This is a genomic window from Fibrella rubiginis, assembly GCF_017353185.1.
Taxonomy (GTDB): Bacteria; Bacteroidota; Bacteroidia; order Cytophagales; family Spirosomataceae; genus Fibrella; species Fibrella rubiginis.
Genome location: NZ_JAFMYV010000009.1, coordinates 291,562 through 313,011 on the forward strand (window position 1 = coordinate 291,562; position 21,450 = coordinate 313,011).

18 protein-coding genes are annotated in these 21,450 nt (G+C 55.7%); 14 read left to right on the forward strand and 4 right to left on the reverse strand.

Translation table 11 applies throughout. The features are described from left to right. Positions 1–20: 20 nt before the first annotated feature. Together J2I47_RS18260 and moaC are read right to left on the reverse strand one after the other, a co-directional pair. Positions 21–584, reverse strand: a complete 564-nt coding sequence (locus tag J2I47_RS18260; protein ID WP_229374736.1) for an NTP transferase domain-containing protein — start codon at positions 582–584, stop codon at positions 21–23. Further along, the gene (moaC, locus tag J2I47_RS18265) at positions 574–1,053 is read right to left on the reverse strand and encodes a cyclic pyranopterin monophosphate synthase MoaC (protein ID WP_207366028.1); all 480 of its coding nucleotides are present in this window, start codon (positions 1,051–1,053) and stop codon (positions 574–576) included. Before moaC ends, J2I47_RS18260 begins: the two co-directional genes overlap by 11 nt. A gap of 180 nt (positions 1,054–1,233) precedes the next feature. On the opposite strand from moaC, the gene hisC reads away from it, so the two are divergent. From hisC to J2I47_RS18295, 6 genes are all read left to right on the forward strand, one after another. Beyond that, positions 1,234–2,310, forward strand: a complete 1,077-nt coding sequence (gene hisC / locus J2I47_RS18270; RefSeq protein ID WP_207366029.1) for a histidinol-phosphate transaminase — start codon at positions 1,234–1,236, stop codon at positions 2,308–2,310. Between the two features lie 69 nt (positions 2,311–2,379). After that, a complete protein-coding gene (locus J2I47_RS18275) occupies positions 2,380–2,916 on the forward strand; it encodes a hypothetical protein (RefSeq protein ID WP_207366030.1) in 537 nt (178 codons plus the stop codon). Between the two features lie 120 nt (positions 2,917–3,036). After that, the gene (locus tag J2I47_RS18280; RefSeq protein WP_207366031.1) at positions 3,037–6,468 is read left to right on the forward strand and encodes a UvrD-helicase domain-containing protein; all 3,432 of its coding nucleotides are present in this window, start codon (positions 3,037–3,039) and stop codon (positions 6,466–6,468) included. 96 nt (positions 6,469–6,564) lie between these two features. Further along, entirely contained in the window at positions 6,565–7,413 is an 849-nt protein-coding gene (locus J2I47_RS18285) for a phosphatase PAP2 family protein (RefSeq protein ID WP_207366032.1), read from the forward strand. Between the two features lie 2 nt (positions 7,414–7,415). Continuing rightward, the gene (gene metF, locus J2I47_RS18290) at positions 7,416–8,375 is read left to right on the forward strand and encodes a methylenetetrahydrofolate reductase [NAD(P)H] (protein WP_207366033.1); all 960 of its coding nucleotides are present in this window, start codon (positions 7,416–7,418) and stop codon (positions 8,373–8,375) included. 50 nt (positions 8,376–8,425) lie between these two features. Next, positions 8,426–8,857 (forward strand): DUF2846 domain-containing protein, encoded by a 432-nt coding sequence (locus tag J2I47_RS18295; RefSeq protein WP_207366034.1) that lies wholly within the window; start codon positions 8,426–8,428, stop codon positions 8,855–8,857. A gap of 90 nt (positions 8,858–8,947) precedes the next feature. Here the strand turns inward: J2I47_RS18295 and J2I47_RS18300 are convergent, their stop codons facing one another. Then, entirely contained in the window at positions 8,948–9,469 is a 522-nt protein-coding gene (locus tag J2I47_RS18300; RefSeq protein ID WP_207366035.1) for a DinB family protein, read from the reverse strand. A gap of 78 nt (positions 9,470–9,547) precedes the next feature. On the opposite strand from J2I47_RS18300, the gene J2I47_RS18305 reads away from it, so the two are divergent. The 3 genes from J2I47_RS18305 to J2I47_RS18315 all read left to right on the forward strand — a co-directional run bounded on the left by J2I47_RS18305 (position 9,548) and on the right by J2I47_RS18315 (position 11,214). After that, on the forward strand, positions 9,548–9,961 hold the full coding sequence (locus J2I47_RS18305; protein ID WP_207366036.1) for a MarR family winged helix-turn-helix transcriptional regulator: 414 nt from the start codon (positions 9,548–9,550) through the stop codon (positions 9,959–9,961). 72 nt (positions 9,962–10,033) lie between these two features. Beyond that, entirely contained in the window at positions 10,034–10,570 is a 537-nt protein-coding gene (locus J2I47_RS18310) for a DUF4442 domain-containing protein (RefSeq protein WP_207366037.1), read from the forward strand. Beyond that, positions 10,567–11,214, forward strand: coding sequence for an alpha/beta hydrolase (locus tag J2I47_RS18315; RefSeq protein ID WP_207366038.1), 648 nt, complete (start codon positions 10,567–10,569; stop codon positions 11,212–11,214). The genes J2I47_RS18310 and J2I47_RS18315 overlap by 4 nt, the downstream gene beginning before the upstream one ends. Positions 11,215–11,403: 189 nt before the next feature. On the opposite strand, the gene J2I47_RS18320 is transcribed toward J2I47_RS18315, so the two are convergent. Beyond that, positions 11,404–13,107: a DNA polymerase/3'-5' exonuclease PolX gene (locus tag J2I47_RS18320; RefSeq protein WP_207366039.1), complete on the reverse strand. Its 1,704-nt coding sequence runs from the start codon at positions 13,105–13,107 to the stop codon at positions 11,404–11,406. A gap of 287 nt (positions 13,108–13,394) precedes the next feature. Between J2I47_RS18320 and pyrG the strand changes: the two genes are divergently transcribed. The 5 genes from pyrG (at position 13,395) to J2I47_RS18345 (ending at position 21,350) form a co-directional block, all read left to right on the forward strand. Beyond that, a complete protein-coding gene (gene pyrG, locus J2I47_RS18325; RefSeq protein ID WP_207366040.1) occupies positions 13,395–15,083 on the forward strand; it encodes a CTP synthase in 1,689 nt (562 codons plus the stop codon). Between the two features lie 147 nt (positions 15,084–15,230). Further along, entirely contained in the window at positions 15,231–17,072 is a 1,842-nt protein-coding gene (yidC, locus tag J2I47_RS18330) for a membrane protein insertase YidC (RefSeq protein WP_207366041.1), read from the forward strand. 99 nt (positions 17,073–17,171) lie between these two features. Further along, positions 17,172–18,887, forward strand: a complete 1,716-nt coding sequence (locus J2I47_RS18335) for an ABC transporter substrate-binding protein (protein WP_229374738.1) — start codon at positions 17,172–17,174, stop codon at positions 18,885–18,887. A gap of 134 nt (positions 18,888–19,021) precedes the next feature. Continuing rightward, positions 19,022–20,314 (forward strand): glutamate-1-semialdehyde 2,1-aminomutase, encoded by a 1,293-nt coding sequence (gene hemL, locus J2I47_RS18340; protein WP_207366043.1) that lies wholly within the window; start codon positions 19,022–19,024, stop codon positions 20,312–20,314. A gap of 79 nt (positions 20,315–20,393) precedes the next feature. Then, positions 20,394–21,350 carry a glycosyltransferase family 2 protein gene (locus J2I47_RS18345; RefSeq protein ID WP_207366044.1) on the forward strand — a complete coding sequence of 319 codons (957 nt, stop codon included), beginning with the start codon at positions 20,394–20,396 and terminating at the stop codon, positions 21,348–21,350. Positions 21,351–21,450: the final 100 nt, after the last annotated feature.

Here is a 21,450-nt window from a genome sequence, read left to right on the forward strand (position 1 = left end):
AAATCCACAATCCCAAATCCCTACCTCTCGTTCACATTCTCAAACACATTCCCTCCCGGCGCATTTAGCAGATGCACGCCATTTTCCAGTAGAAAACGGCGGGGGCTGCGTTGGCCAGTTTGGTAAAATTGGGCTAGCAGCGGTCCGGCGGTGGGCTCCCAGATACTCACAAGGGGTTCGGGGCCACGGTGATCACTGTCCCGGAAGGCGGTGGCAACGGCTGTCTGGTTGCGACCAGCCAGCAGGGCCGATAAGGTGGGCGAATCTAGGTGGGGCAGGTCGCAGGGAACCACGAGCCAGGCGGCAGCGGGGTGGGTTTGGCAGGCCGTTAGTAAACCAGTCAGGGGGCCATTTTTGGGCTCGTTGTCTACTAGTAAATACTTGTAATTCAGTTGGTTGTATTGAGTTTGGTTTACAGACCAATAGACCCGTTCGCAGAGGGGCGTAAGCAGGTCGGTGAGGTGTTCGCGCTGGGGCTTTTGGTGGTAAACGATACCTGATTTGTCACGCCCCATACGACTGCTTTGCCCGCCCATGAGCACCAGCCCAAAGAGGGGAGGAGCCGCGGAAACGTCATGATTCATGTCTGAAATCGCGTTTGCCGCCCGTCTTCTCCAGCAGCCGTGTTTCGCGGATCACGATATCGTGGGAAAGAGCCTTGCACATGTCGTAGATCGTGAGCGCGGCCACCGACGCCCCAACCAGGGCCTCCATTTCCACGCCCGTCTTGCCCTCCGTCGAGACCGTGCATTCGATAATCACGTCTGCGCCAACCGCCTCAATAGCAAACGAACAGCCATCGAGACCCAGCGAATGACAGAGCGGGATGAGGTCGTCGGTACGTTTGGCCGCCATGGTGCCGGCAATGCGCGCTGTCTGGAACACAGGGCCTTTGCGCGTCTGAATATCGCCGCCCTCCAGATGCTGCAATATGGCGTTGCCCAGCACCACAATGCTGCGGGCTTTGGCGGTGCGTTTCGAAACAGATTTGGCCCCCACGTCGACCATGGCGGGGTTTCCTTCGGGGGTGAGGTGGGTGAGTTGATCAGCCATTGGATGGTAGGCGCCGGATACGGACCGTTGGACGTTTTTGTGGGGTAAAGGTCGTGAAATGGCGGTCTATGCCATGCCTGCTTCGACCAAAAGTTGGGTCGTTGGCGTTACCTTTGCAGTCAGACATACGTTGCCGATAGCCGTCGTAGACGTCTGTCATAGATTCCCGTCGTTTTGATCATGTTTAGCTTAGCCTCCATTCTTCGTCCGCACATCGCCACGCTCACGCCCTATTCATCGGCGCGGGATGAGTATACGGGCACGGAAGGCGTTTTTCTGGACGCCAACGAAAACGCTTTCGGTTCCACCACCAGCGCAGGTCGCTACAACCGGTATCCCGACCCGCACCAAACGGCCATCAAAGCGCGGTTGGCCCCTATTAAAGGTGTGTCAGCCGGGCAGATTTTCCTGGGAAACGGCTCCGACGAACCCATTGACCTACTCATTCGCGCTACCTGCCGACCCGGTCAGGATAACATTGTGATCTTGCCGCCCACCTACGGCATGTATGAAGTGTCGGCTAACCTGAACGATGTGGCTGTGCAGAAAGTACCCCTCACCGCCGAGTATCAGCTTAACCTGCCTGCGGTGCTGAGCGCTATCGACGCCCAGACGAAACTGGTCTGGATCTGTTCGCCCAACAACCCCACCGGCAACCTCATCGACCCCGCCGCCATCCGGCAGGTGCTCGACGCAGCGCAGTCATCGCTGGTGGTGGTCGATGAAGCGTATATCGACTTTGCCGGGCCGGGCTATGCTTCCTGGATCACGCAACTGGCCCATTACCCCAACCTGGTGGTGCTGCAAACGTTCTCGAAAGCCTGGGGGCTGGCGGCACTGCGGCTGGGCATGTGCTTTGCTTCACCAGAAGTTATCCGGGTGATGAACCTGATCAAGCCGCCTTACAACATTTCGGCACCAACGCAGGCACTGGCCCTCGACGCACTGAACCACGTGGCCGAAAAAGAGCAGATGGTGGCCGAAACATTGGCCGAACGCGCCCGCCTGGCCGACGCCCTGCGCCGCCTGCCCACCGTGCAGCATGTGTTTCCTTCCGATGCCAATTTTCTGCTTGTTCGCTTCGACGAAGCCAATGACGTATTCAATCAACTGATCGACAGCCAGGTTATTGTGCGCAACCGGTCGTCGGTAACGCGTTGCGAAGGCTGCCTGCGCATTTCGGTGGGCACACCCGCCGAAAATGATCGCCTGATGGCTGTGCTGGAAGGCATGACCGTTGCCCTGTCGAACCTATAAGTGCCAAGTGCCCCGGCCAAAAAGCGAATCAGTTTATCACTGCTTTTCCGACTTACCTAACCCTGTACCATGCGTACCCATCATCTACCCGTTATTGGGCTTTTAGCCATCCTGCTGAGCCTGTCGCATACTGCTTCCGCACAGTACACCAACTGGGCGTTTGGTTTCCGAATTGGTGAACCGTCGGGCGTGAACATCCGCAAATATTTCGGCGACAACCACGCGTTCGATCTGAACATTGGCACCTACGGCGGCCTGTACGGCAACGTGCGCGACTACCGGTCTGGTAAGTATAAAACCGTGGGCCTAAGCATTCAGGGGCACTATTTGTGGCACGACCGGCTGTTTGCCAACGAAAATTTCCGGGGCTATTACGGCTTCGGTGGTCAAATAAACAGCCGCCGCTACTATCCCGACCGCTTTGCCGCCACCAACGATTATGAGAGCGGCATTGCCCTCGGCGGTTCGGCGGTGGCGGGTGCCGAATACTTCGTGCCCGGCAAACAATATTCTATCTTCGCCGAACTCGGTGTCTACGCTGAAGTCCTCCCCGCCCCGCTGTTCCTCAACGTCAGTTCGGGGGTAGGGATACGGTTTAACCTGTAAAAGGGATTTTGGATTGGGGATTGGGGATTTCGGATTGATTGCTGACGCCAGCACATGTTTACGCCTGCGTCAGCAATCAATCCGAAATCCCCAATCCCCAATCCAAAATCCCTAAATCTCTTGTTCACCATCTACAGTGCATCGGCGGGGTCGGGGAAAACGTACACCCTGACCAAAGAATACCTCAAGCTGGCTCTCAGCGGGGGTAATGCAGACGGTGTGCCCGCTTCGGTAAGTGAGTCGAAGAGTGGCTTCACAGGCACCTACTTCCGGCATATTCTGGCCATTACGTTCACCAATGCAGCGGCGGCGGAATTGAAAAACCGGGTACTGGTTGAACTGGAGGCAATGGCCAGAACGGTTGTCCTGGAAGGTGCTGAGTCGCAGGTAATCAGCCCTATGCTGGCCGACATTGTTACTGAACTAACCGGCCACAAGCCGGGTACCGACGCCTTCAAACTAGCCCTGGCCCTGGTCAGTAACCGCGCCCAGACGCTGTTTCAGGCCATTTTGCACGGCTACTCCGACTTTGCCATCACCACCATCGACTCCTTTACGCAGCGGCTGGTCATGGCCTTCACCGACGAGCTGGGTCTACCCTTCGCCTTCGACGTGGAGATGGACACCGATCAGGTGCTGGAGGTGGCCGTCGACAACCTCATCGAGCGGGTTGGCACCGAAGACATGACCGAGATCACGGAGATTTTCCATCAGATCATGGCCGAAACCACCCGCGAGGGCCACAGCTGGCATCAGGTAGCCAAAACCCTGCAGGACTTCGGCCACGTACTCACCTCCGATCAGCACTACACCGCCGTGGGTCGACTGGCCGAGCTGTCGGCCACGCAGATTCGGGCCATTCGGAAACAGCTGCGGACGTTCCGCGAAACGGTGCATGTGCAGATGCAGACCCACGCCAAAACCGCGCTGGCACACATGGCGCGGGCGGGCGTAAACGTTGATGATTTCAAGCTCAAGAAAGGCGGCATTGCGGGTTATTTTGAGGCGGTTGCTGGTGGAGAAACGGGCAAAGAGGTCAATGCGACGAGCCTGAAAGCAATCGAGAACGACGAGTGGTACGTGAAAACGATGCCACTGGGCACCAAAGTGGCTATTGACGGTATCAAAGACGAATTGATTGCCTGCTTTCGGGCTATTCAGGACGAACAGGCCGAGTCAGGAAAGATGCTCACGCTGGTGAATGCCGTTGACCCGCAGTTGCAGAAGATGGCCCTGTTGCAGCAGATTCGTACCGAGTTTGTGGAGCTACTGCGCAAAGATGGTCGCGTTCATATCTCCGAGTTCAACCAGCGGATTAAGGCCATTGTGGAAAGCGAACCCGTACCGTTTTTGTACGAACGCCTCGGCAGCCGCTATAACCATATTCTGATCGACGAGTTTCAGGATACCTCGCGGCTGCAATTTGCTAACCTCATGCCGCTGATTGAAAACGCCCTCGGAGCCGGGCACATGAACCTGGTGGTGGGCGACGGTAAGCAGTCGATCTACCGCTGGCGGGGGGGTGACAAAGATCAGATAGTAGCCTTGCACCGCCGACAACTCACTGAGCTACAGCGTATTCATGGTTCTGAATCCTGGACTGCTGAACGAATTGGTACGCTGGGTGGCAACATCGAATCGCAGACGCTGACCGTCAACTACCGGTCGGCCAGGCCCATTGTGGCGTTCAACAACAACCTGTTTTCGTTCCTTGCCGACGCGCATTCGGCTGCTAACCAACATGTGGAAGCAGTGTACGATGCGGCGAAAGCGTTCCGGCAACAGCCCCGCCCCAATGCACCCGACGAGGCTCACATTCAGTTTGATTTCCTGAGCAAAGATGACATCCCCCTGCCCGCCAGCGTCGATAGCGAGATGGTCCGCCTCACGCTGACCTACATTGAAGAGGCCCGACAGGCTGGCTATTCCTACAGCGACATCGCCGTGCTGACCCGCGAGAAGAAGGATGCCCAGGCGGTGGCCAATGAACTGAACCGGCAGCAGATTCCGCTGGTTTCTGCCGACTCCCTGTCGCTGCAATTCTCGGACCCTATTCGGTTTCTGGTGGCCCTGCTGGGCCTTATCTGCCGCCCCGGTCAGCGGCCCCTGCGCTACGAGGTGCTGTACCTGTTTCATACGGTGGTGAAGTTTGAAGTGCCCACCGATATCCAAACCGAGGCCATCCGGGCCATAGCCGATTCACCTGACGAAGCCAGCGTGTTTACCTACATGGCCAATGAAGGCTATGCGGTAGATCCCACCGGACTGGCGCAACTGAACGTATATGAACTTACGGAACGCCTGGCCCACGGGTTCCGGCTGTTTGGCCGTACCCACGACCAGCCGTTCCTGTTCCGGTTTCTGGACGAAATCATGACGTTCAACAACCAGCAGAGTGGGCACCTTGCCGACTTTCTGACCCACTGGGAAACAGCCCGCGTAAAGGTGGCTGTGAGCGAAAGCATTGCTACAGAGGCCATTACGGTGCAGACCATTCACAAAGCCAAGGGCCTGCAATTTCCCGTCGTGATCGTGCCCTTTGCCGACTGGGGCGTAGACCCCAACACCCGTTCCACGATGTGGCTAAACCTCGACGACGTAGTGGCCGAGCCGTTGCGGATTCCACTACCGGGGGGGCAGTCGCTGCGATTACCCACGGCGCAGGTGGCGGTGCGGCGCGACTTGGTAAACGGCCCGGATGCAGTGGTCGAACAGTACCGCTACGAGGCCGACAACCTGTTTCTGGAGAATATAAACCTGCTCTACGTGGCGTTTACGCGCCCCGAAGATCGACTCTACGTCCTGGCCGAACGCGCCAAACCCAGAGCAAACGCCAAAGGCGACGACGATAAAGCAGGGGCAGCGAGTGGTCGGCGAACGGTAGCGCAGTGGCTGCAACAGTTCCTGGCCGAAAGCCCTGACGCGGCCACCTGTGGTTGTGTTTGGGACGATAGCCGCAGTCGGTATATCTGGCAGCAGGGCCAGCCGAAACCACCAACTGAGCAAAAAAACGAGTTAAGCGAATCGGTAGAACCCATTCATTTGCAAGGTATTATAAGTGGTTCGCGGGGGCAGAATATGCAATTGCGTCGTCAGGCCGAGCGCGTATTCGACACCCGCACGTTCGAGCGAACCCGTGAGCGCGAACGCAAACTCTGCGCTGCGCTGAGCCTGATTAAGGGGGCTGGCTGCGTGGACAAATCGCTGCGGCAACTGGTGCGCGAGGGCGTGATTCGGGCCGTAGAGACCGACGAGCTACACCGGATGCTCTCGGCCATTGTGCTGCATCCCGATCTGGCTGACGTATTTGGCTATGACCGCCGCATCGACACCGACCGGGGTATTCTGAGCAAACGTCCGGTGCAGGGTGCGCCGCATCGGGTAGTGCACCGGCCCGACGGCCACATAGTGCTAGTGCAATATGGCAGCCCCACCGAACAGACCGACACCTGGCTGGTTACCTTCGTGGAACTCTACCGCCAGATGGGTTACGACTCCGTGGAAGGCCGCGTGGTCTGGCTCGGCAACGAACCCACGGTAACATATTTATAAAAAGTGGTAAGTGATGAGTGGTGCGGTCGGGATGACAAAAACGCCACACACGCCAGCCACTCACCGTTCACCACCTATCACTTACCACTCTTTTTCATGCGCTTTATCTACAGTTTTGCCTTCACAATCAACACCGTACTGGCTGTTGCCCAGACACCTGCGGAATCGCCTTACAACCTGAAAACAGGCCGTGAGGTGGTATTGCTGGGGGCGGGAGTGGCCTCATACGGGGCGGCGTTTGTATTCAACAAAAAGCTCGATGCATTCACCCCCGCTGAGGTGCAGCAGCTTAACGTCTTAAACATTACACCTCACTTCGACCGGCGGGCTACGGCCAAGTATTCACCCAGTGCCGCCCGGCTCAGCGATGTCACCCTCATTGCCGACGTGGCCCTGACAGGTGGTGTGATCCTGGCCAGTCGCCGACCGTCGGAAGGTAATGGGTTCTTTACCAGCGATTTATATACCGTTGGGGTGATGTATGTAGAAACGATGCTGCTGACCAACGGCATTAAAAGTACGGTGAAAGATGCCGTAGAGCGTACCCGACCGTTTGCCTATAACACCGCCGCCCCGCTGGATGACAAACTGGACAAAGACGCCCGTCGGTCGTTCTATTCCGGTCACGCGTCGAATGCGTTTGCCACGGCGGTATTTGCGGCGGAGGTGTTTCGGCATTATCACCCCAATTCAAAGGCTAAACCCTGGATTTGGGTGGGTTCGCTGGGGCTGGCTACGGGTACGGCTTACCTGCGCTACGAGGCCGGGCAGCACTTTCCGAGCGATCTGCTGGTAGGGGCGGCGATGGGGTCGTTGGCGGGCTGGGGCGTGCCTAAATTGCACCAAAACCGCACCGGAAGCGCACAATCGGCGTTGAAGAACGTGACGGCAATGCCCTGGAGCAACGGCCTTGCCAGCGGCGTATATTTGCGCAGTAGCTTTTAGACATGACCAAAATCACTGACCATATCCGGCAGGCCAACGGCAAGCCGATTTTTTCGATTGAAGTAATCCCGCCGCTGAAAGGTGATTCGCTGAAGAACCTGCTCGATAACATCGAGCCGCTGATGGAATTCAAGCCGCCCTTCATCGACGTCACCTACCACCGCGAAGAGTACATTGAACAACCCCAGCCCGACGGTACGATTCGCAAGATCGTGACCCGCAAACGGCCCGGCACGGTAGGGATCTGTTCGGCTATCATGCACCGGTTTAACGTCGATCCTGTGCCGCATGTACTTTGCGGAGGCTTCTCGCGCGATGAAACCGAAGATTTCCTCATTGACCTGAATTATCTGGGTATCGACAATGTGCTCGTGTTGCGGGGTGACCCGGCCAAGCCGTTCAAGACGTTCAAGGCTAAGGAAAACGGCTTTGCATACGCTTCGGAACTGGTAGAGCAGGTAGCCAATATGAACCAGGGTGTTTACCTGCATGAAGAAGATAAACCCATGGCACCCAGCAACTTCTGCGTGGGCGTGGCGGCGTATCCCGAAAAACATTTCGAGGCTGCTGACCATGATATCGACTTTGAATACCTGCGCCAGAAAGTAGCCAAAGGGGCCGACTACATCGTAACGCAGATGTTTTTCGACAATGCCCGCTACTTCGATTTTGTGGCCCGCTGCCGTGCCCACGACATTCACATCCCCATTATTCCGGGCCTGAAACCCATCAGCACCCGCAAGCAGCTGGAGATTCTGCCCCGCCTGTTTCACCTTGAAATGCCTGATGACCTGGTCCAGGCTGTGTCTGCCTGCGAAACCGACGCCGACGCCCGGCAGGTGGGCATCGACTGGAGCATTCAGCAGTGCCGCGAACTCATCGCCGCCGGAGCGCCTGTGCTGCATTTCTACACCATGGGCAAAGCCGATAACGTTCAGAAAATAGCGCGGGAGTTGTTTTAGGATGGTAAAGCGTATGCCTATTTTTGGCCGTACCTAAACCCCTGATTCCTATGCGTTCACTCACGTACTTAATCGGTTGCCTGTTTGCCTCCAGCAGTCTCTGCCTTGCCCAAATTCCTGATCCTACGCCAGATATGGCCACGGTTGTCTTTTACCGTCCGGCTCAGTTTTCCCGGTCGGGGGTCAACTTTACGATTCGCGCCAACGGTGCAGAACTGTGCAGGCTAAGCAACAAGCGTTATTTTGTTTCCAAACTAAAGCCGGGACAAACTGAGTTTACGTCCGTGGCGGGTGGGTTGAACATCCCCGACAAAGACGGGCTAAGCATGAAACTGGAGGCCAACAAGGTCTACTATTTTCAGGGCGATGTGAAAGTTCGTTTTATGAGCGACAAACTCGTTTTAACGGAAGTAACGGAATCAACGGCGCAGAAAAAGCTTCCCGACATGAAACCCGATAACTGCATGACTGCCAGCAACTAGCCGGACACGTCTGGTCTTAGTGGTAAAAAAGAGATGCCATCACTCCGAGTGATGGCATCTCTTTTTTACCACTAAGACCAGACCGCCCAATTACCCTGCCGACTGTTGTTTGCGCTGTAGACTGGCCAGGTGGTGGCCGGTGTGGTAGTCGGAGAAGAATATCATTTCCAGTCCGGTTAACGGGCCAATCAGCGGATGTTTCCAGACCGTGTTGCCCGTCAACTCATCGGGCGTGACCCCCTGTAGGGTGGCCTCTACGTCGGCAACGGTTTGCTGCCAGGCGGCGCGTTGCTGGGTAAGCAGTTTAGGGTCGCCGGGCGGAACGGGATTCGTGCCGGGCGGCAGCAGGGGTAGCGCGGCTTTGTACTCTGTCACCACCTGGTCATACGAACGGGAAGGGCGGTCAGTGGGTCGCCAACCCGCACGGGCGGGTTCGCCGAAAAGCTGCACAATGCCGTAGGTTGACTTCAGCAAGTGCGCAAACTCCTGCTCAATCGTCCATTTTTCGCCTTGCGGGGCCGTCCATGTGGCTTCGAGCGTGATGTCATTGAGCCAGTCGGTGATCAGATGAAGCTGCCCTAACAGGGACGTTTTGGGATCGGTCGTTGTCATTGGTGCTGTGTTTTGAATAACCGGACGAACGTAATTGTAAAAAGTTGTATATGCAACCTTTGTCTGTACATTTGCGGTATGACCGACATAGATCTCTGCATTGCGGGCCGGATGCGCATGCTCACGCGGGTGGTGACGGGCCTCTACAACGAGACGTTTTCGCAGGAGGGGGTCACCTTTACGCAGGCCACCCTGCTGATGTACGCCTTCGCCTTGCCGGGGGTGCGCCAGAGCGTGTTATCGAAGCAATTTGTAATCGAAAAATCGGCGCTGAGCCGTGACCTGCAACTGTTGCAGCGCAACGGCTGGCTAACCGACAACATCAAAAAAGGCCTGTTTCTGACCGACGAGGGGCGGGCATTGGCCAAACGATGCCATAAACGCTGGAAAACCCTGAATAGCGACGTGCGCGAACAACTTGGCCCGGCAGCCATCGACGGGCTGGATGAATTAGCATCACGCCTGCTGACCATTGCCAACAAAGGCGTTTGATTCTGTCTAACGGAGCAAACCGCTCCGTTCGTTTGGGTAAAAACGGAGCAAACCGCTCCGTTAGACAACACTATGAAACCCAATTTTTTCAACACCGCCCGCACTGAATCGGGCAAGACGTGGCGATTTCGTACACTGATGAACTGGTACCCGATGTACTTCGGCACGGGTGGTAAGATCTTGTTCTGGTCGGGCGATTCGCGGGAGGTGCACCTGCGGTTGCGGCGCAATGTCTGGAGCTATAATTACGTCGGCACCATTTTCGGTGGCAGCCTGTTTGCCGCTTCCGACCCGTTCTACATGCTCATGTTGCTTCAGATCATGGGGCCTGCCTACGTGGTCTGGGACAAAGCAGCCAGCATCAAATTCCGCAAACCGGGCCGTAACACCCTCTACGCCAAATTTTTACTGACCGACGAGTTGATCGACGGCATCAAGGCAGACATCGCCATTAGTGGCCAAACCGAGCGGGTGTTACCCCTGACGTGGACGGATGCGGAAGGCGTAGTCCACGCGCAACTGGAGCGGACACTCTACATTGCCGACAAGGCGCATTACGAACAGAAAAAACAGGACCGCCAGTCGTCGCGGTTTGAGCGAAACAAATGACGCAGGAACACCACATGACCGTGCAACGTACGGCGCGGTTTTACACCATGGGCCACGTTAAGCCAGGCCTGAAACGGGTTTGGTTTGTGTTGCACGGCTACGGCCAGCTAGCCAAATATTTCATCCGCCGGTTTGATGTGGTGGCCGACGACGACACGCTGATTGTGGCACCGGAAGCCCTTTCCCGGCTTTATACCGATGCTGAATATGGCAAAATCGGTGCGTCGTGGATCACCCGCGAAGACCGCGACAACGAGGTGACTGACTACCTGGCGTATTTGAATAAACTCTACGACCAGGTCCTGGCTAACCATGACCCGGCTACGCTGCACATCACGATTATGGGCTTTTCTCAGGGGGCGGCTACGGCTTGCCGGTGGCTAAACGCGGGCCACATCCGCGCCGACCGGCTGATGCTGTGGGCGGGCTTTTTCCCCCACGGCACTGCCGACGTGATTGCCCCCGAAAAGCTGACGAATGTAGCGGTAACCTATGTATACGGTGAAAAAGACGAGTTTATCGCCCAACTGCCCGACCCTGCCGCCTACCTCGCCAAGCTACAGACCGACCTGCCCCAGATGATTATCGTCCCGTTTGACGGTACCCACGTAGTAGACCGGGAGGTGTTAAAGGGGATTTTGTAAGAGGGAGCGGTTTGGTTTGGTTGTTGGGCTTCGCGCTGGATGGCTTCGCGCTTGTGGCCCTTCGACAGGCTCAGGGTGACAGGGACGTTGATTCAGTTTTCTCCACTTGATTCAACGTCTCTGTCACCCTGAGCCTGTCGAAGGGTCTAAGGCGCGAAGCCATCCAGCGCGAAGCCCACAATCAACCAATCAACCCTTTTTCCGCTTCTCCAGCCACACCAGCATGCCTGCCAGCGGCATGGCGTTGAAGGTGCGGTCTTTGGTGAGGCCTCCTTTGCGTGCGGCGTAAACGCCGTAGTGCATGTCGAGCAGGCCGCGCATGGCGTGGGCATCGGGATTGATGCTGATCCAGACCCCTTTGCTCATGGCATACTCGATCCAGCGCCAGTCCATATCCAGGCGGTAGGGGCTGGCGTTTAACTCGATTACCACGTTATGCGCTGCACAGGCGTCGATGATAGCGCGGTGGTCGATGGGATAACCTTCGCGGGCCAGCAACAGACGGCCCGTAGCGTGGCCCAGGATGGTGGTGTAGGGGTTTTCGATGGCCCGTAAAAGCCGGGCGGTGGCCTTTTCTTCGGTCATGCTCAACGTCTGATGCACCGAGGCCACCACATAATCGAAGGAAGACAGCACCTCATTTGAATAATCCAGCGAGCCGTCGCCGAGGATGTCTGATTCGGTGCCTTTCAACACCCGAAAAGCAATGCCCTGCGCCGCATAGTCGGCATTAATCTGGTCAATTTCAGCTTGTTGCTGCCGAATACGTTCTGCCGAAAGGCCGTTGGCATAGGAGGCCGTGGGTGAGTGGTCGGCGATGCCGAAGTAGGAGAGGCCGATCTCGCGGGCGTAGTCGGCCATCTGCTGAATCGTGTGCTGCCCGTCAGACCAGGTGCTGTGGTTGTGTACCGTGCCGCGCAGGTCGTCCCAGCTAATCAGATCGTCGGTTTGGTGCTGCCGTGCCCAGGCAAACGCCTGCGGGTTTTCGCGCATTTCGGGCACCACAAAAGGTAATCCCGTTTGGGCGTAAATGGCTTCCTCCGGGTTGTGGGGGCTTATTTGTAGGGCCGTTTGCAGCAGCGTTTTGCCCGTTGGTCCTTTCTCGATCAAATGTGCTTCGGGGGCCGACCGAATAAACAACTGCTGGTCGAACTGGTTGGCGGGATAAGTCAAAATCGCCACCCGCACATCGGAGCCATCGGCCTGTCCGCGCCACGCAAAGGGCGACGAATCGGCCCGATGCTGGGTAAGGCCAGTGTGCCCGTTCAGAAACGACTGCACCGCCACCGGCTCATCTGATTCCACCAATAGCTCGACGGTATCGACTTCGGTGGCCCGCTGCCGTACCTGCCCGCTGATTTCTACGCGGCCCAGCGAGCTTAGTTCGTCGCGGAGTTGGGTAGCCAGCCGGTCGGCTTTGTCCATGCGAATTTTCCCTGCCTGACTTTCCAGAAAAGCCAGATTGTCGAGGATGTTTTTCTGCATTTTCTCGCCAAATCCCTTGATGGCTGCCACGCGCCCCGACTCCGACGCCTGCCGCAGGTCACGAAGCGTTTCGATGCCCAGTTCCTGCCAGAGTGTCTTGATTTTCTTTACGCCCAGCCCCTTGATCCTGAACATATCGATCACGCCGGGTGGGGTTTGTGCCAGTAGGCCATCCAGTTCGGCCAGATGCCCGGTGTCGCCTATTTCGCGGACGGCATTGGCAATGGTTTTGCCCACGCCGGGCAGTTTAGTCAGTTCGGCAACGTATTGCTCGGTTAGCGAAACTGGCACTTTGTCAAGCGAGAAGGCGGCAGACGAAAACGCTCTAATACGGAATGGATCGCCGTCGTGGAGATCCAGCAGCTTGGCGGTTTGTTCCAGTATGTCAATAATATCGGAATTGGTCATTAGTGGTCGTAAGTCATAAAGGCGTAAACGATCCGTTGATATGGTCTGGAGGGAAACTTGTCAAAAGAATGCAAAATACGGCTTTCATGGGGAAAGTGATTTTTAGACCAAGATCTCCAGAGGCATCCTTGAGATGTTGTTGTTTATCCAAGCAGAGTAACCAGCATGCTATCAAGTACATACCAGCAACAGCAGCTTCTGTTTAGTCTTCAGGTTGCTTTTTGTCCGGCGGTTGTGCTTTTTTCTCCGTACTTTTATTCCCCGTAACGACCAAACTGATACCGATCATGGCGGCTGCGGGCACCCAATCTTCGACGAAGTCAGCGAAATATATTTTTGTCACTGGCGGCGTAACATCCTCACTTGGAAAAGGCATTATCGCCTCCTCCCTGGCCAAACTGCTGCAATCGCGCGGCCTGTCGGTCACCATCCAGAAATTCGATCCCTACATCAACATCGACCCCGGTACGCTCAACCCGTACGAGCATGGCGAATGTTACGTAACCGACGACGGGGCCGAAACCGACCTCGATCTGGGCCACTATGAGCGCTTCCTGAACAAGCCCACCTCACAGGCTAACAACATCACTACAGGGCGCATCTATTACAACGTCATCACCCGCGAACGCAAAGGCGATTTCCTCGGAAAAACCGTGCAGGTAGTGCCCCATATCACCGACGAAATCAAGCGGAATCTGCGCTTGCTGGGCGATTCGGGCGAGTATGATATCGTGATCACCGAAATCGGTGGGTGCGTGGGCGACATCGAATCATTACCCTTCATCGAGGCCGTCCGGCAGTTTAAATTCGAGCTGGGCGAACACAATACCCTCGTTATTCACCTCACGTTGGTGCCGTATCTGCAATCGGCGGGCGAGCTGAAAACCAAACCCACGCAACACTCCGTCAAGATGTTGCAGGAGGCCGGCGTGCAGCCCGACATCCTGGTTTGCCGCACAGAACACCCGCTGCCGATTGATATTCGGCGGAAAATTGCCCTGTTCTGCAATGTGCAGGTAAGCTCGGTGATCGAGGCGATGGATGCCGAAACGATCTACGATGTGCCCATTCTGATGAAGAAAGAAAAGCTTGATCAGCGGGCGTTGTATATGCTCGACATTTACAACGATCAGGACACCGACCTCGACGTGTGGAAGGGGTTTCTGAGTCGCCTGAAAAACCCGACCAACGAAGTACGCATTGGGCTGGTGGGCAAGTACGTCGAACTGCACGACGCCTATAAATCCATTGCCGAATCGTTCATCCATGCGGGTTCCAAAAACGAGTGCAAGGTACATATCGACTGGATTCAGTCCGAAAACCTGGCCGACGAGAACGTGGTAGAAGAACGTCTGCGCGATCTGGACGGCATTTTGGTAGCCCCCGGCTTTGGCGAACGGGGCATCGAGGGCAAGATTAACGCCATCCGGTATGCCCGCGAAAACGGCATTCCCTTCTTCGGTATCTGCCTCGGTATGCAGTGCGCCGTGATCGAATATGCCCGCAACGTATTGGGTCTGGCCGACGCGCATTCGTTCGAGATGAACCCCGACACGCCCCACCCGGTCATCAACATGATGGAGGAGCAGAAAAAGGTGGTTGATATGGGCGGTACCATGCGGTTAGGAGCCTACGCCTGCAAGATCAAAAAAGACTCGCTGGCGTATCAGGCCTATAGCAAACAGACCATCAGCGAACGGCACCGGCACCGCTATGAGTTTAACAACGCCTACCTGGAGCAGTTCGAGAAAGGAGGCATGCGGGCCGTCGGCACTAACCCCGAAACAGGTTTGATCGAGATCGTGGAACTGCCCAACCACCCCTGGTTTGTGGGGGTACAGTTTCACCCCGAATTAAAGAGTACGGTGTTGGCCCCGCAGCCGCTGTTTGTGCAGTTTGTGAAAGCCGCTATGGATTATGCCGCCCACAAACGCGCCTACGAAACCCCCGTCGCCACCGAAACCCTTGTTGGTTAATGGGCCGTATTGGCGTAATTTTGCAGGAAAAAGAGAGTTCAATGTCTAGAGTTTAAGGTTTAACGTTAGTTGCTCTGTCAGCGACTCGTAAGGCGGTCCGGGATGGCTAAAAACTTTAAACTATAGACGTTGAACCTTAAACTTAGAATGGATCGTAATCAACTTATTGGCCTGCTCTTAATTCTGGCCTTATTTGTCGGCTATCAATACCTGATGCCGAAACCGCCGCCAACGCCGACTACTCAACAAGCAAAAACGACGAAGCCTGCCTCTGGCTCTAATGCCGCCTCAATTACGGTGACCGCTGGTAATCAGCCCGCTGATTCAGTTGCCGCCAAAGCGCAATTTGGTGCGTTTGCCGCCGCGGCCACCGGACAGGAGCGCGACGTGGTTGTTGAAAATCCCGAGGTTAAAGTCACGTTCAGTACCTTAGGGGGGCAGGTAAAAGAAGTGCTGCTGAAGAAATTCAAAACCTATAACGGCAAGCCACTGGTACTGATCGACGCGAAAACGAGTCAGTCGGCCCTGGAGCTACCAACCCGCACTGGTAAAGTAGACCTGCACAAATTATACTTCCAGCCAACGGGTGCCACAGGTGTTGGTCAGCCCATTACGTTTCGGGCTGATCTGGGTAATGGACAATCCATTGAGCAAGTGTACACAGTACCTACTGCCGGTTATGTGGTTGATTATCAACTAAAAACGGCTGGGCTTGACAACGCGTTGGGCAATGGCGATGTACACCTGATCTGGATGGACCGGATGCAGCAGTACGAAAATGACCTGAGCAACAACCGCCGTGCCGCCACGATCAACTACCTCACCAACGACGAGAGCTTCGAGCACCTGCCCGAGAACGAAAGCAGCAACGAGGTAGTGGCCGAGAAGCCTGTGAAGTGGTTCGCCATTAAGCACAAATACTTTCTGTCGGCGTTTATTGCCAAGAACTCGGAGATGACCAAGGTGTCGTTCAAAACGCTGACTGATGCCGCCGACAGCAGCACGGTGAAAACCGCCATCGCCGACGTGAGCTTTCCCCTGGCCGACGTGAAAGCGGGTAAGGGCAACTTCCGGTACTACTACGGCCCGAATGATTTCCAGGAAATCAAGGCCGACGTGGCACCCGAATTTGACCGGAACGTGTACCTGGGCTATTCAATCCTGAAGCCGATCAACCAGTACTTTTTCATCCCGGTGTTTAACTTCCTGGAAAAGTACATCACCAATTACGGCATCCTGATTCTGTGCCTGGTGATCTTCGTGAAAACGTTGTTAACGCCGTTAACCTACAAAGCCTACACCAGTCAGGCCAAAATGCGGGTGCTCATGCCTGAAATGGCGGCTATCAAAGAGCGCGTAGGTGATGATGCCACTAAGCAACAGCAGGAGCAGATGAAGCTCTATAGCGAGGTGGGGGTGTCGCCGCTGAGTGGTTGCGTACCAGTGCTGGCCACCATGCCTATCCTGTTTTCGCTGTTCCAGTTGTTTCCCAACCTGATCGAGTTGCGGCAGAAGTCGTTCCTGTGGGCACCTGACCTGTCGACCTACGACTCGTTTATCAAGTTTGGTTTCAATATTCCGTTTTTGGGCGACCACCTGAGCCTGTTTACGGTGATGATGACCATTTCGAGCATTGCCTACGCCCATTATAACAACCAGACAACGCCTCAACAGCCCGGTCCGGTTAACATGAAAGCGCTGAGTTATATTTTCCCGGTGATGTTTATGTTCGTGCTGAACTCGTTCCCGGCGGGACTGACCTGGTACTATTTCGTGTCGAACGTTGTCACGATTGCCCAGCAATTGGCCATTCGTGGGTTTGTGGATGAGGCGAAGATCAAGGCGGTGCTGGACGAAAATCGGGTGAAGATTGCCGCTGGGGGTGGAAAGAAATCGAAGTTTCAGGAGATGCTGCAAAAGCAGCTTGCGGCGGCAGAAGAGGCGCGTAAACTACCAAACGATACGGCTAAAAAACGGCCCAAAAAATAAGCCCGTTGCTTTAGCCTGTTAAACGGGTTATTTTGACAGACTGTAGAAAAAAGCAACGTGTGGCTACGTTGCTTTTTTTACATTCCCAAAACGATGACAATGAGTCCAACAATTGGAAGAGTAAGCCTGATTTTAGGCTTTATAGGGTTGGTGATTGGTGGTTACGCCCAAAAAGTGACCGATACCGAGCGGCGTTACCGGGCTGGGGTGAAGGCGTTGCAAAGTGGCGAATATGACCGCGCCCGTAATGAACTGCAAGTGGTGATGCAGCGCGGCGGCAGCTTTGCTCCCTACGCCTACTACTACCACGCCGACGCGTCGTTTCGGCAAAAGAAGTACCCGGCCACCCGCAGCACCATCAAAGAACTGATCGACCATTTTCCCGACTGGCGAAAGCGCGGCGAGGCCTATTACCTGGCGGCTTGCGCGGCGATGGAACAGGGCTTGGTCGATGAAGCATTATCGTATACCGACCTGATCACCGAGGCTGAACTGCGCCCGGATGTTGAGCGGATGGAGCGTAATTTCCTGTCGCGCATTACCGACTTGAACCGGCTTAAGGCTCTGCAAGCGCAGTATCCTAAAGACAAAACCCTGGCCATGGCCCTGATCGACCTCATTCAGGAAAGCTCGACCGACAAGGCCGACCTGGAACTGTCGGACCGGCTTACTAATCGCTTTGGCGTGACGCCTACCCCTCGTGCTCCGCGCCCTGCACCCGCGGCTCCGCCAGTTGAAGTGGCTAAACCCAGGCCAGCCGTTGCGGCCAAAACCAGAGAGAAAGGAACCGTAAACGTGGGGGTGATGCTACCTTTTCGGCTAGACCGGTTCGACCCCGAAGATCGGTCGAGGACCAACCAATACGCCTACGATTTGCTGGAGGGCATGAAAATGGCCCGTAACAAACTCTTCACCGAGGGCATTACCATCAACTTGTTTGCCTACGACATCGACAATGACGCTGACCAGACGCTGGAACTGCTGAATAACGCGGCGTTTGGCCAGAACGACCTGCTGGTGGGACCGCTTTTCAGCGAACCAAACCGGCTGGTTGCGGACTACGCGCTGCAGAATAATGTGACGCTGGTAAACCCTATCTCCACCAGCCGCGACCTGATTGCCAATCACCCAACGGCTTATCTGGCGCAACCGTCTACCTGGCAGCAGGCTGCTGAGGCTGTTCAGTTTATGAAAGGGCAGGCCATTGGCCGCAAGGCAGCCGTCTATTTTGGCAACGCCCGAAAAGACTCGCTGCTGGCCACTGCCTACGCGGCTGAGCTAAAAGCGCAGGGGTTTCAGGTGGTTGATTATAAGCGCGTTTCAGGAAAAAATATGACATTGGGTATCGTGGAAACCAACAAGCCAAACCACGTTTTCTTTGCCAGCAGCAACGAAGACGATGGCGTCAGGATGCTGGATGCCATGAACCGCAGCGGGGTGGTGGGGCCGCTGGTGACTACCTACCCCGCGTTCAACTATTTCCGCAACTCACTGGCTACATTCACGCGCCGTACGCTGCTGATGCTGGCTCCTGAGTTTATGGATCTGGGGCGCAATGCCACCAAGCTATTTGAAGAAGCCTACATTGCCAAACGAGCCATTTTGCCTTCGGTCTTCGTGGCCCAGGGTTACGATCTGATGCTGTTTTTTGGTCGCCAGCTAGCTAAAGGCAGCATAAAGAGCCGTACCAATCTGGTCACCAGCCCCGAAGACGATTATGTCCTCTCAGGCTTCGATTACACCCAATCTAACGACAACAGAATCGTCCCCATCATCAAATTCGACGGGGCGCGGTTTCAAAAAATTAATGAGTGAATGAGCGAATGAGCGATTGAGTGAATAGCTTGGAGCGCTTCGCGCATATAAAAGCACATGCGCGAAGCGCTCCAAGCTATTCACTCAATCGCTCACCGATACGTCGGACCGTCACTCATTCACTAATTCTCTTCATGCTGAGCGAACAACTATTTGAGAAAGCAAAAACGCTGATTCCGGGGGGCGTGAACTCACCCGTGCGGGCGTTTCGGGCGGTGGGGGGCAACCCGCTGTTTATTAAGTCGGCTAAAGGCGCGTACATCACCGACGAAGACGACCGGCAGTATATCGAACTGATCAACTCGTGGGGACCCATGATTCTGGGCCACGCGTTTGAGCCGGTCGAAAAAGCCGTGCGCGACGCCATTCAGCACTCGTTTTCGTTTGGCGCACCCACCCGCAAGGAGGTCGAGATGGCCGAACTGATCGTGAGCATGGTGCCGTCGGTGGAGAAGGTTCGGATGGTGAATTCGGGTACCGAAGCTACGATGGCGGCTATCCGGGTGGCACGGGGCTTTACCGGGCGCGATAAGCTGATTAAGTTCGAAGGCTGCTACCACGGCCACGGCGACTCGTTTCTGATCTCGGCGGGGAGTGGTGCCCTCACGATGGGTACACCTGATAGTCCCGGCGTGACTAAAGCCACGGCTCACGATACGCTCACGATTCCGTATAATAACCTGGCAGCTGTGGAAGCCCTTATCGACGCCAATCATAACCAGATTGCCTGCCTCATTCTGGAACCCGTAGTAGGCAATATGGGCTGCGTCATCCCCGAACCGGGTTACCTGCAAGGCATCCGCGACCTGTGTACCAAACATGGGATCGTGCTTATTTTCGACGAGGTTATGACAGGGTTCCGGCTGGCGAAAGGCGGCGCCCAGGAACGTTTCGGCATCATGCCCGACTTAACCACGATGGGTAAAATTATTGGTGGGGGTATGCCCGTGGGGGCCTACGGTGGCCGCACCGATATCATGAACATGGTGTCGCCCGCCGGGCCGGTCTATCAGGCGGGTACACTGTCGGGTAATCCCATTGCCATGTCGGCAGGGTTAGCCATGTTGCATTATCTGAACGACCACCCGGAGGTATACACACGCCTGGAAGAAATTGGCAGGCGGCTGGGCGACGGTTTCCGCAACAGCGCGGCGAAGCTGGGCCTGAACTACACCGTCAACCAGATCGGCTCGATGTTCACACTCTTCATGACCGACAAGCCCGTAACCGACCTCGATTCGGCCAAGACGTCTGACATCCCCCGTTTTGGCCGCTATTTCCACGCCATGCTCGACCGGGGCGTGTACCTGGCCCCCGCCCAATATGAAAGCCTGTTTGTCTCAACAGCCCTGACGGATGATCTGATTGAGCAGGTGATTGTGGCGAACGAAGAAAGCTTAAAAGTAGTGATGAGTGATGAACGATAAACGATGAGTTTGCTGCCGCAAGAGCAAGTACGCCTGCGGCAGCAAACTCATTGTTCATCACTTATCATTCCCTTCAAATATGTACTTCTCCGTCATCATTCCCGTATACAACCGCCCCGACGAATTGGCTGATTTGCTGGAGAGCTTAACTCGGCAGACATATACAGATTTTGAGGTGCTGGTGGTTGAAGATGGGTCGACAAAGAAGGCGGATGGGGTAGTGGCGGCGTACCGGGACCAGCTGAACCTGCGGTATTTTGAGAAGGAAAATACGGGGCAGGGTTTCTCGCGCAACTACGGTTTCGAGCGGGCTACCGGCGATTATTTTGTGGTCTTTGATTCTGATGCCGTGGTACCGCCGGGTTACTTCGCCGCTGTAACTGATCACCTGAATCGCATACCCTTAGATGCTTATGGCGGTCCTGATGCAGCCAGTCCTGATTTTTCGGCTACCCAGAAGGCCATCAGTTACGCCATGACATCGGTGTTTACTACGGGTGGCATCCGCGGCAAAAAGCAGAACGCAGGGGGCGTTTTTTTGCCGCGTTCATTCAACATGGGCCTGTCGCGGCGGGTGTTTGCCGAAACGGGTGGCTTCGCCAAGCGCGACATGGGCGAAGACATGGAACTGAGCACCCGGCTTATCCGCCTCGGCTACCGCGTGGGCCTCATTCCCGATGCGGGCGTGTACCATAAGCGGCGCGGTACGCTGGGGGCATTTTTTCGGCAGATCATTAACTTTGGCCGGACGCGCGTACAACTGCAACGGCAGCATGGCATCCCCATCAAAGTGGTACATCTGTTCCCGGTGCTGTTTACGTTGGGCTGGCTGAGCTTACCCTTGCTAGCCCTGTTCTACGCTCCGTTGGCCCTGCTGGGTTTGGCCGCGTATTTGCTGTTTGCCCTGCTAGTCCTGACCGACGCCACCCGACAGGAGGGGAGCCTGCGCGTTGGCTGGCTAAGTATGCTGGCCTCGTTCACCCAACTTTCGGCCTACGGACTGGGTTTTTTAGGTGAATTTTTTAGAAAAGATTGATAAACGAATAACGATTTTTGCTGACGCTGGTGGCCAGGGACTGAAGGTTGCTGTCGCGAGGCCCTTCGACTAGGCGTCCCCGACAGGCTCAGGGTGACAG

Coding starts and splice junctions, on each gene's coding strand:
- J2I47_RS18310 (WP_207366037.1), top strand. CDS start 10,034: ATGAAACCCAATTTTTTCAACACCGCCCGCACTGAATCGGGCAAGACG.
- pyrG (WP_207366040.1), top strand. CDS start 13,395: ATGGCGGCTGCGGGCACCCAATCTTCGACGAAGTCAGCGAAATATATT.
- J2I47_RS18295 (WP_207366034.1), top strand. CDS start 8,426: ATGCGTTCACTCACGTACTTAATCGGTTGCCTGTTTGCCTCCAGCAGT.
- J2I47_RS18320 (WP_207366039.1), bottom strand. CDS start 13,107: ATGACCAATTCCGATATTATTGACATACTGGAACAAACCGCCAAGCTG.
- moaC (WP_207366028.1), bottom strand. CDS start 1,053: ATGGCTGATCAACTCACCCACCTCACCCCCGAAGGAAACCCCGCCATG.
- J2I47_RS18260 (WP_229374736.1), bottom strand. CDS start 584: ATGAATCATGACGTTTCCGCGGCTCCTCCCCTCTTTGGGCTGGTGCTC.
- hemL (WP_207366043.1), top strand. CDS start 19,022: ATGCTGAGCGAACAACTATTTGAGAAAGCAAAAACGCTGATTCCGGGG.
- hisC (WP_207366029.1), top strand. CDS start 1,234: ATGTTTAGCTTAGCCTCCATTCTTCGTCCGCACATCGCCACGCTCACG.
- J2I47_RS18275 (WP_207366030.1), top strand. CDS start 2,380: ATGCGTACCCATCATCTACCCGTTATTGGGCTTTTAGCCATCCTGCTG.
- J2I47_RS18315 (WP_207366038.1), top strand. CDS start 10,567: ATGACGCAGGAACACCACATGACCGTGCAACGTACGGCGCGGTTTTAC.
- J2I47_RS18285 (WP_207366032.1), top strand. CDS start 6,565: ATGCGCTTTATCTACAGTTTTGCCTTCACAATCAACACCGTACTGGCT.
- J2I47_RS18300 (WP_207366035.1), bottom strand. CDS start 9,469: ATGACAACGACCGATCCCAAAACGTCCCTGTTAGGGCAGCTTCATCTG.
- J2I47_RS18305 (WP_207366036.1), top strand. CDS start 9,548: ATGACCGACATAGATCTCTGCATTGCGGGCCGGATGCGCATGCTCACG.
- J2I47_RS18335 (WP_229374738.1), top strand. CDS start 17,172: ATGAGTCCAACAATTGGAAGAGTAAGCCTGATTTTAGGCTTTATAGGG.
- metF (WP_207366033.1), top strand. CDS start 7,416: ATGACCAAAATCACTGACCATATCCGGCAGGCCAACGGCAAGCCGATT.
- J2I47_RS18345 (WP_207366044.1), top strand. CDS start 20,394: ATGTACTTCTCCGTCATCATTCCCGTATACAACCGCCCCGACGAATTG.
- yidC (WP_207366041.1), top strand. CDS start 15,231: ATGGATCGTAATCAACTTATTGGCCTGCTCTTAATTCTGGCCTTATTT.